This window comes from Sphaerospermopsis kisseleviana CS-549 (assembly GCF_028329225.1).
GTDB classification, from domain to species: domain Bacteria; phylum Cyanobacteriota; class Cyanobacteriia; order Cyanobacteriales; family Nostocaceae; genus Sphaerospermopsis; species Sphaerospermopsis kisseleviana.
Map to the genome: position 1 here is coordinate 1 of NZ_JAQMTI010000320.1, position 10,690 is coordinate 10,690.

The following is a 10,690-nucleotide window of genomic DNA, read 5'->3' on the forward strand; positions in this document are numbered from 1 at the left end:
CTGATCGAGGCTATACTAGTAAGCAAATTCCCCCAAATCAGTCCAGAGGAAATATTGAAGATGTTAGACCTGAAAACAGCAGATATTACCCAGACAAGATTCTATCGGGATGTGTTTCAACTAGGAGCTAAGGAGGGTAGACAAGAAGGTAAAGCCGAAGGTAAAGCCGAAGGTAAAGCCGAAGGTAAACAGGAAGGTGAAGCCCAGCTAATTATCCGTCAGGTTAATCGTCGCTGTGGAATATTGTCACCCAACCAAGAAGCTCAAATCCGTTCCTTAGACCTCAATCAACTGGAGTCACTAGGGGAAGCCCTCCTAGATTTTACTACCATTGCTGACCTAGAAGCTTGGTTAAATGGTACACATCAGGAAAAATAGGAATATACTACCAAATATAGCTGATGCGATCGCCTTTAAAACTACCCTGGGGGCGATCAATACTGTTATACAAAGAATTTTGATAAATACCACAAATTACTGGAGTTTGCAGGATGTTGTAGGGGCGAAGCTTATGGGCGATAATTTAAGGGAAAAATCAGACATCTAGATATCCCATAAGCTTCGCCCAGCCCCATAAATATCTTAAGTAAAGGTGAGATAACCGGATATCTGGGGAAAATTATCTCAGATCAAAAATTTGCCTCTAACATAGGCATATAGCTGAAATCTTATCCACGGATATGGTCAAACCTCTGCGCTTATTAACCCTAGCTGGTTGCTTGGGAATGTTTACTATAGCCACTGCTATCCCCCTGCGTCTAGCCATAGCACGTCAACAAAATCCCCAACCCCAAGCCATTTTGATGCTCAGTGGGGAAGACAGCAGAGCCAAATTCACCCGAGAAATGGCTCAAAAATTCCCAGATCTTCCCATTTGGGTTTCCGTGGGCGAACCGGAAATCCGCCGCATCTTAGGTGACCTTCACAGCCAAAAGCTACAGGGAGCAGATCGCATCCAGTACGACAACCGCGCCACAGATACAGTAACTAATTTTACCACAATGGTTGCACCTTTGCAACAAAATAATATTCGCCACGTCTATCTCGTCACCTCAGACTACCATATGCCCCGCTCCCAGGCGATCGCCACTATTGTCTTTGGTAGTCAGGGAATCGCCTTTACTCCCGTCCCCGTCCCCTCCCAAAACTCTCAGCCAGAAGCTCGAACACGTATTGCTAGGGACATAGGGCGCTCAGTGGTTTGGCTAGTTACCGGGCGCACCGGAGCCAGTTTCAATCCCCGCTTGCAATCGGCGACAGGAAATAGCAGATCATAAATTTGTCAATTTACTAAGTCAATTTACTAAGTCAATTTACTAAGTCAATTTACTAAGTCAATTTACTAAAAATATACCCCAAATAACCCCGACTTTTGGTAATGTACAAGTGTTCCGAAAAGTCGGGGATTTCATTAGATATCTCCACAATAGAATGTATTAATTTGTCATAAGTTGTAGGGGCGAAGCTTATGGGCGTTAATTTAACGGAAAAATCAGACATCTAGATATCCCATAAGCTTCGCCCTGCCCCCATAAATAGGTTCCATAATTTCTTTTCTGGGGATGTCTATTAGACATCTGGTGGTAATTAAATGTGCATAACCTGAAACCCATTCTAGAGACGTTCTATAAAACGTCTCTACATTAGACCTGTCCGAAAAAGATGTAGGGACAATTCATAAATTATCCCTACCAAGGGTTTCAGGTTACGCATATTTAATTTTCGGAGATGTCTATTATTAATGCTTAGTTTGTGACAAATTTAATTTTAAACTGTTTGATCACACTTTCCCATCCATAACTATGCGAATAACATATTTTCTGCTTAGTCTTTTGAAAAAAACTGTTTTTATCAAAAATATTACCCATTTTCTCCAAACTTCATCAAGAACAAAAAAGCATCTGATTCTGTATTTAACTGACTCTCTACTATTTTTATTGGCAATTTATATTGCATTTTCCATAGATTCCCACAGTTTATTTCCTTTGGATATACTGGGTAAATATCTCCCTTCTATTATTCCGCTGATTCCCGGAAAAATCCTGTTATTTTCCCTACTGGGAATGTACAAAAATGTACTAAAATACAGTGAATTTGCCTTTTTATACACAGCCTTCAAATCAGTTATTTTGGGACAAGGAGGATTGATCATCCTGGATTTGGTTTTCCGGGTCAATTTCCTACCTATTTCTGTTCAGATAGTAGATACTTTAATCACACTAATTTTAATAGTCACAGTCAGACTCATAGGCCGATGGCTGTTATATGGTTTGAGTTCCCCCCTGAGATTAAAACTCCCATCTCAACCCATTAGTAGTGTAGCAGATAGCAAGCAACTCCTGCAACCAGTAATTATCTATGGAGCCGGACAAGCTGGATTTCAACTATCCCAAGCACTTGTTCTGGATAACAACTTTGAGATTATAGCCTTTGTGGACGACAATTCACAACTATGGAAACATACGATTAATGGCATTCAGGTTTATAGCCCTGAGAAGTTGGAATATCTCATTAATAAGTACCAGGTACAGCTAGTACTCTTAGCAATTCCATCAGCAACGCCCACAAGAAAGCAAGAAATTGTTGCGGAACTTAAAGCTCTAGATATAGAAGTGAAAACAGTACCCACTCTAGCAGAAATCATATCAGGTAAAGTCTCCATTGCTCAACTCCGGGAAATCAATATAGGCGATATTTTAGGACGAGAAGAAGTTCTCCCAGATCCCAGGTTACTGCAAGTCAACATCACAAATAAATCTGTTTTAGTCACAGGAGCGGGTGGTTCTATTGGTTCAGAACTCTGTCGTCAAATTGCTCAACAACAACCCCGCCACCTAGTTCTATATGAATTAAATGAATTTGCACTATATAACATTGAAATAGAGTTACGAGAAACCTACCCTAACTTGTCTTGTTCTGCTTGTTTAGGCTCAGTAACTGATGCCCAACGCCTGAAACAGGTAATTACAGAATATAATATTGATACTTTATATCATGCTGCGGCTTACAAGCACGTTCCTTTAGTAGAAATGAACCCTGCCCAAGGGGTGATTAACAATATTTACGGTACACTAGTAGCTACGCGCACGGCCAATGAGTGTAAAGTTGAGACTTTTGTCTTAATTTCCACCGATAAGGCTGTACGACCCACCAGTGTGATGGGAACAACCAAACGAGTGGCTGAGTTGATTTTGCAAGCTTTATCAAAACAGCCGGATACCTACACCCGTTTGCTCATGGTCAGGTTTGGTAATGTGTTAAATAGCACGGGTTCAGTAGTACCCCGATTTCAACAACAGATTTTACAGCGACAACCGATTACTATTACCCATCCCGAAATTACTCGCTATTTTATGTCCATTCCCGAAGCAGCTCGCCTGGTCATTCAAGCTGGCGCTCTCGGTGAGGGGGGAGAGGTTTTCCTCTTGGATATGGGGAAACCGGTAAAAATTTACGATCTGGCGGTGCAAATGGTAGAACTCAGTGGTCTAGTTTTAGGGAAGGACATTGAGATTAAAATCACAGGTTTGCGTCCAGGAGAGAAGCTCTATGAAGAGCTGTTGATTGAAGAAAAGAATGTTAAAAAAACTATACATCCGAAAATTTACTCCGCCCAGGAAGCAATGATACCTTGGACAAAGCTAGAGCCATATCTGTATCAGCTTTTCTTAGCAGCCCAAGAAGAAGACAAAGATACTCTCTTATCTCTGCTCAAGGTCCTGGTTCCTGAATATTACTCTCCACAGTTATCATCCCAACTGCTGAGTAAATCTGCTGAGTAAATCTGCTTGACACTCCCCATGGGGACTTCCAGAAGCTTGTAGAGACGTTGTATGCAACCTCTCTACAACCATTAATTACCGGAGATGTTGATTAGACATCTGGTGAAAATGAATGTAGGTACAATTCATGTAGGGACAATTCATGAATTGTCCCTAGAACGTCGATTCAGTAATGCTAGGTAATTTGTTTTTACCTTGTAGGGGCGAAGCATTCGGGTGATAACCTATCGCTGAAACCAATTCATATTCCGTCCGAATGCTATACGCCCTTACGATTAATGAATCGGTGTTCTAGAAAGGGTTTCAAATTACCCACATTCAATTACCGGAGAGATACAGCACATTCCATCTACATGAGGTACAATATGAACAGGCAAGACTTGTACTGAGCTTGTCGAAGTATGCCTGTGCTACAAGGGTTTTATCATTAATATCTGTACCTCATCATAACGAAAAATGCTGTATAATGAAACACAGGAGGTAATGAATCATGTATCAAAGTGAAGCACCCCCGCAAAAAAACCTGCCCACCATGTATGATTTACCCAGTGAGGGTGACAATGAGGAAGAATTAGAGTCCACCATTCATCCCCGTCCACCCTGGGAAACTTTGCCGACGATGTATGATTTACCTAGTGAAAATCCAGAGGAACCAGGGTTGCCAGACGAATTTCATGACTTTCAACCACAATTATTACGGGAAACCTGCCAATCTCCTGTTTATCCCCAGGAAGAAATGTTCATTGGTACGGATTTAAACTTATATTATGATGTGCGCCATTTTGCATGGTATAAAAGACCAGATTGGTTTTTAGTGTTAGGTGTACCCGCTTCAGAAAAACAAGAGGATATGCGCTGGAGTTATGTCATTTGGCAAGAAGGACTAGCGCCATTTTTAATCGTAGAATTATTATCACCAGGTACAGAAGCAGAAGATTTAGGACAAACATCAAGAAGCGCGAATAAACCACCGACAAAATGGCAAGCTTATGAACAGTATTTGCGATCGCCCTACTATGTTATTTTCGATAGATATGAAAATCGCCTCCGAGTATTTCAACTCATGGGCATAAAATATCAAGCAGTGGAACTGGTAGAACCAAAATTCTGGTTTCCTGAATTGCAATTAGGAGTAGGGGTTTGGTCAGGAAAATATCAAGGTACAGAAGGTTTGTGGCTACGTTGGTATAATGAGGATGGTGATTGGATTCCTACTTTTGCTGAAAGCGCACAACAGGAAAAACAACGAGCAGAACAAGAAAAACAACGAGCAGAACAAGAAAAACAACGAGCAGACAAACTAGCGGAAAAACTGCGAGCTTTGGGAGTGAATTTAGATGAAATTTAAAGGAATTTAAACAAGCAAGCCAGGTAATAATTTTCTTGGCTAATAGCCTAGTTCAGTTTTAATGTTCATGTAGATGGAATGTGCTGTATATGAACAACATTTATACAGAAAACAGCAATCAAACTCTAGAACAAAGAAAACAAGAAGCATTACAAACAGCCGCAAAATGTCAGCAAATTCTCCTAGAACAGGGAGCAAAAGAAGTAATATTATTTGGTTCTTTATCAGGAGAAAGCCCTTGGCATTGGCAATCTGATTTAGATTTAGCAGTGACAGGAATGTCGGAAAAGCAACAATGGGAGGCATATTCTCTTCTAGAAACAATCGCACCTAATTGGTTAAAAATAGATTTGGTAGCATTAGAAGAACTACCAGATTTTGTCCGTTCTCGGATTCTCAAAGAAAAACTCATGCCAACTAATAAATATTTAGCCTTAAAAACTCGCATTGAAGACGAGATGATGGCTTTAGAGCAGAATTTTCAAGCTTTAAAGCAATTAATTGCTCAAGCAGAAAGTATTCCAGAAATTGCCCTCACTCCTGCGTTATCTAGCTATATTTGTGATTTTTACACAGCCTGTGAGCGAATTAGTGAAAGAATTGCTGTTACTTTAGATGAGGGAATGCCAAAAGCCGAAAATTGGCATGAACAACTATTGTTACAAATGGCAGAAATTGGTGGGGAAAATCGTCCTCCTGTCTGGCAAGGTTCACTATTATTACAATTAAATGATTATCGGAAATTTAGACATTTAGCACGTCATAATTATAATTTGCAATTGCGAAAAGAAAGAGTATTAGAATTAGCCCAACAAACAGAAATAATTATCGTCAAAATCCAAGAGGCGATCGCACTTTTTAATCAATGGTTAGAATCTCAAGCAAAATAAATAAATATAGCATTTACCAAGCTAGTGAGGTACAGAGTTTTTTATCTTAGGAAATTGGGAATTGCGAATTGGGAATTGGGAACAGTAAATAAATTAGGGTGTACCTCATGAGACTGGGAAACGCTATAAATAAATAAATAAATAAATAATAAATCAATAATTAGGGCTTGCTGAATAAGGGTTTTATCATTAATATCTTTAATATCTTTACCTCATCATAACTAAAAATGCTGTATAATGAAACACAGAATGAATTTAACCAAGTATTAAGTGTTAAATGGTCATATCTAGTCTAGGAGAGCCATAAAATTTAGCTGAATAAAAGCTTAGAATGCTACAAAAATACAAAAAAATACTTAACCCAAAAGATCATTTGATATAACAATCCATGAACAATCATAATTCTAGCATAAACTCAACCTTGAATGAAAATGGCAGAGTCATTATTGCACCTCAAACCTTGCCTCCTCAGAATTTTCCCTCATTTGAAACCGAGGAAGATGATATAGACTTAAAAGACTTTTTTTCTTTTATCAAGAGACGAGCATTGGTTATCATCAGCGTTGTCTCTGTAGTGATGTCTACTGTTATTTACCTCACACTTAAAGCAGAAAATATTTATGAAGGTAATTTTCAGCTTTTAGTTGAGCCTGTGAATAGTGATAGTAATTTATTAGGACAAGTACCTCTGCCAGAGTCTATTGTGATGAATAACTCTACCCTAGATTACGAAAGCCAAATTGAGGTGCTTATAAGCCAGGAACTGATGAAAGAAGTTCTGCCAAAGATACAATCTTCCTATCCTGATCTCACCTATGATTTACTAATGAAAAATTTAAAGGTTAGTCGTCTAGGTAAAACCAAAATTATAAAAATAAGCTATCGACATCAAGAACCTCAAAAAATTGACTTAGTATTAAAGACACTATCCGATTTCTATTTGAAATACAGCTTAGAAAAACGCAAAACCAAACTAACTCAGGGATTGCAATTTGTAGATCAACAACTACCTGCCATCAGAAATAGGGTAGGTCAATTGCAGAAACAACTACAAATATTCAGACAAAGGTATGATTTTATTGATCCAGAACATCAGTCCGATCATGTGGCAGAACAACTGCAAAAATTAGCAGAAGAAAGACTAGAAATTGAGCAAAACTTAGCCGCAGCCAGAGCTACTTATGTTAGCTTATCAACCCCAGAAGGACAACAAGCAACATTAAATACAGCCCCTATATATAGTCAATTAATCACTCAATTACGTCAATTAGAAGCCCAGTTATCTGGAGAATTAGTACGGTTTCAACCAGATAGCCCGTCTATAAAAGTATTAGAAGAGAAAAAGCAGAATCTTTTGCCTCTGATAGAAGATGAATAAAGGCGGTATGTAGGATTAAAATTAGCTGAAGCAACCAGTGTGCTTCAGAACCTAGAGGTACAAAGCCAGGAACTAGCCAGAGTAGAGCAGCAAACCAAGCAAAGATTTAAGCAACTACCCATCTTAGCCAGACAATACACCGAAATTCAGCGGAACTTGCAAATAGCCAATGATAGCCTAAATCGGTTTTTAGAAGCCCGTGAAAACCTTGTAATTCAAGTAGCACAAACAGAACTACCTTGGGAATTAACACAAGCAGCAAATCAAAAAGAAGATCCTGTTTTGCCAAATATACCTCTAAATTTGATTGTGGGATTATTTGGCAGTTTAGCAACAGGTGTGGGTATTGCCTTCCTACTGGAAAAACTCGACAATACCTTTCATGATATCGACAGCCTGAAGGAGAAAATCAAACTACCTTTATTGGGAACTCTTCCCATAGACAAAAGCATCAAAGATTACCAATCTGCTTACAATAATCGCTCCACTTCCAAATCTGAATCAGGAAAATTTCCTCAAGTTGATTCTTGGTTGTCTAAACTTTTCTACCAGAGGAGCAAGAAAAGTTATTGTGGCTATTATGGACAAGGTTTATTTTGGGAATCTTTACAGGTTCTTTACTCTAATATTCAGTTGCTCAATTCTGATCAACCGATTAGATCTTTAACTATTTCTTCCACGATGCCTGGAGATGGAAAGACTACGGTTGCATTCCATCTAGCTCAAACAGCAGCAGCCTTGGGCAAAAGAGTATTGCTGGTGGATGGTGATTTGCGCCGCCCTCAGATTCACAGCATATCGGGATTAAAAAATTTATTTGGTTTAACCAATGTCCTCACATCAAATATACCAGTTGAGCAGGTGATGCAACAGTTACCTGATATGAGTTTGTTATCAGTGATTACCGTTGGCGATAAACCACCAGATCCTGTAAGATTGCTTTCATCGGATAAAATGAAGCAAGTGATGGAATATTTGCACGAAAATTTTGATTTAGTGATTTATGATGCTCCTCCCATGCTGGAAATAGTTGATGCCAGACTGATAGCTCCACAAACGGATGGTACGCTGCTGGTGGTGAGAATGGACAAAACCGACAAATCAGCAGTGATGCAACTTCAGGACAGTCTGAAACTCTTTCCTATCAATGTCTTAGGTGTGGTTGCTAACGGTGAAAATAATCAGCTTCATAATTATTACAGTGACTACTACTATAATACTGGTATAGAAGCTAGAAAATCTTAAAGGAGGCAGGAGGCTTTCTTAGTGGGGGATTTAAACCCACCTCTAATCGTAGACCGCCCTTGCGGGTTCGCCAGTCACCTACAGAAGGAAACCTTCTTGCAGTGCTGGCTGGCTCACCAAATCACCAGATTATGGCGGGGGACTTAAAACCAAATGGGCGAGTCAAAAAGGCTTTATTCTTAATTCAAAAATTTTCCTTCTGCCTCCTGCCCTCTGCCTTCTGCCTCGCCCGATAGCGCAGCGTGGCGTTAGCCATAGGCCAGTTAATCTTATTTGTGAATTTTTTATACCTTGTCCGCTAAGTCTTGTCACTACAACAATGTAATATAACTCCGATTATAATCGCAATAACAAAATAGAGACAAATACAAGTGTCTAATATCACCATTCAAAACTTTTTAGGGGTTGCTGAATAAACTCAAAACCTTGATGAATAAAGAGTTTGAGGCTCATAAAAAAGACGGTAGGTGCTTTCGTTATAGCGTCTTGAGTCTGAAAAACCTTGCACTTTTCTGGGCGGACAGAAATTAAAAAATGTCTTTAATTCTCCTCCTGACTCCTGTACGGGCGAAGTAGGGGCGAAGCATTCGGAAAATAACCTGTGATAAAAATTGATAATTTATCGCCCGAATGCTTCGCCCTTACAGGAAAATAGCCTTTTCATAAAATTGATAATTGGTCGTCCGAATGCTTCGCCCTTACAGGAAAATAGCCTTTTCATAAAATTGATAATTGGTCGTCCGAATGCTTCGCCCCTACGACTCCTGACTCCTAGCCCTAACGAAAAGACTTTTTCAGCAAACCCTTTTTAAACACCCTCTAAAGTGTAGAAGCTCAAAAATTTTGGATTTGGGGGTTACGATTTTTCCCATACCAAATTTTTTCATCTAAAATCTCAAATCTCAAATTCCCGGTAAAGCAAAGCATCAGTTATCCTGCTCAAACCTATTAGAACAAAAAATCTGGGGATCGCTTGCAGAATTGTTCACAATTTGTTACAAAAGTACAAAGAACTTCTAGAGACCCAAAACCTAATGTTAGGCGGACTTACTGGTTTAACAGATCCCAAAGGCACAGATTGGGGAGAGCGAATGCTCAACACAGTCGCCAGCCAAACGATTCGCCACCTGTTTACCCAGAGCGAGTCAGTAGAAGTCTTTGTGCGCTGCTATCCCTCCAGCAAACTGTTGCAAGGCAGCATTGATAGCTTTAAAATGAGCGGTCGTGGCCTAGTAATTCGGAGAGACTTCGCTGTTGAAGAAATGTCTTTTGAAACCGATGCGGTTGCCATTGACTTTAGTTCGGTTTTGAGCGGCAAACTCAACCTTAAACAACCCACCCAAGCAGTAGCGCAAGTAATATTATCAGAAGCAGGTATTAATCAAGCTTTCCAAGCAGAATTGGTGAAAAAGCGACTTCTCAACCTTTCTGAATCAGCTTTAACAGCAATTTCAGGTGGTGAACCAGTTTCCTTTACCGACGTTCAAATACAGTTATTGCCGGGAAATCGCTTACATCTTCTAGCTAAAGCTGACTTAAATAACGGTGAAGTCATACCCCTGAGTATGACTTTAAGTATAGGTATTGAAAGACGGCGACGAGTTTCTTTTAAAGATCCAAAAATTGAACTAGAACAAGTACCAGAAGCACAACGGGAAACCTCCCAAACTTTAAGCATGGCACTGGTAGAAATTTTAGATAATATGGTCGATTTAGACCGTTTTGACCTGGATGGTGTAAAAATGCGACTTAATCGTTTAGAAACCGAAGGTCAAAGATTGATTTTTAGTGGATATGCAGAAATAGAACGAATTCCTAAAAGTGGTTAATGGGGATTGGGGGAGAGGTGATAGTTGATAGTTGATAGTTGATTGGGTTATTACAGCAGTTTTCATGTCTTTAGACCACAGTAAGGGCGAAGCATTCGGACAATTAATTATCGGTTTTTACCTAAGACTATCATCCGAATGCTGATGCTTCCAGCACGCTTCGCGAACGCCCCTACATTGTTGACGCGAAACCTAAATCAAAATGTGGTTTATTTACC

General features: G+C 39.5%; 8 protein-coding genes. All 8 read left to right on the forward strand.

Annotation, left to right across the window (positions count from 1 at the left end):
* The first annotated feature begins 60 nt into the window (after positions 1 to 60).
* Positions 61 to 378, forward strand: a complete 318-nt coding sequence (locus PN497_RS24720; protein WP_334310699.1) for a DUF4351 domain-containing protein — start codon at positions 61 to 63, stop codon at positions 376 to 378.
* Between the two features lie 302 nt (positions 379 to 680).
* Positions 681 to 1,277, forward strand: coding sequence for a YdcF family protein (locus tag PN497_RS24725; protein ID WP_096569316.1), 597 nt, complete (start codon positions 681 to 683; stop codon positions 1,275 to 1,277).
* A gap of 555 nt (positions 1,278 to 1,832) precedes the next feature.
* Positions 1,833 to 3,782, forward strand: a complete 1,950-nt coding sequence (locus tag PN497_RS24730; RefSeq protein ID WP_272111019.1) for a polysaccharide biosynthesis protein — start codon at positions 1,833 to 1,835, stop codon at positions 3,780 to 3,782.
* Between the two features lie 490 nt (positions 3,783 to 4,272).
* The gene (locus tag PN497_RS24735; protein WP_096569310.1) at positions 4,273 to 5,130 is read left to right on the forward strand and encodes a Uma2 family endonuclease; all 858 of its coding nucleotides are present in this window, start codon (positions 4,273 to 4,275) and stop codon (positions 5,128 to 5,130) included.
* Positions 5,131 to 5,219: 89 nt separating this feature from the next.
* Positions 5,220 to 6,020: a nucleotidyltransferase family protein gene (locus tag PN497_RS24740; RefSeq protein ID WP_272111020.1), complete on the forward strand. Its 801-nt coding sequence runs from the start codon at positions 5,220 to 5,222 to the stop codon at positions 6,018 to 6,020.
* A gap of 388 nt (positions 6,021 to 6,408) precedes the next feature.
* The gene (locus PN497_RS25830; RefSeq protein WP_334310700.1) at positions 6,409 to 7,398 is read left to right on the forward strand and encodes a GumC family protein; all 990 of its coding nucleotides are present in this window, start codon (positions 6,409 to 6,411) and stop codon (positions 7,396 to 7,398) included.
* Positions 7,399 to 7,437: 39 nt separating this feature from the next.
* Entirely contained in the window at positions 7,438 to 8,643 is a 1,206-nt protein-coding gene (locus tag PN497_RS25835) for a polysaccharide biosynthesis tyrosine autokinase (protein WP_334310701.1), read from the forward strand.
* A gap of 1,034 nt (positions 8,644 to 9,677) precedes the next feature.
* Entirely contained in the window at positions 9,678 to 10,472 is a 795-nt protein-coding gene (locus PN497_RS24750) for an LmeA family phospholipid-binding protein (RefSeq protein WP_272111021.1), read from the forward strand.
* Positions 10,473 to 10,690: the final 218 nt, after the last annotated feature.

Coding starts and splice junctions, on each gene's coding strand:
- PN497_RS24725 (WP_096569316.1), top strand. CDS start 681: ATGGTCAAACCTCTGCGCTTATTAACCCTAGCTGGTTGCTTGGGAATG.
- PN497_RS25830 (WP_334310700.1), top strand. CDS start 6,409: ATGAACAATCATAATTCTAGCATAAACTCAACCTTGAATGAAAATGGC.
- PN497_RS24750 (WP_272111021.1), top strand. CDS start 9,678: ATGTTAGGCGGACTTACTGGTTTAACAGATCCCAAAGGCACAGATTGG.
- PN497_RS24720 (WP_334310699.1), top strand. CDS start 61: ATGTTAGACCTGAAAACAGCAGATATTACCCAGACAAGATTCTATCGG.
- PN497_RS24740 (WP_272111020.1), top strand. CDS start 5,220: ATGAACAACATTTATACAGAAAACAGCAATCAAACTCTAGAACAAAGA.
- PN497_RS24735 (WP_096569310.1), top strand. CDS start 4,273: ATGTATCAAAGTGAAGCACCCCCGCAAAAAAACCTGCCCACCATGTAT.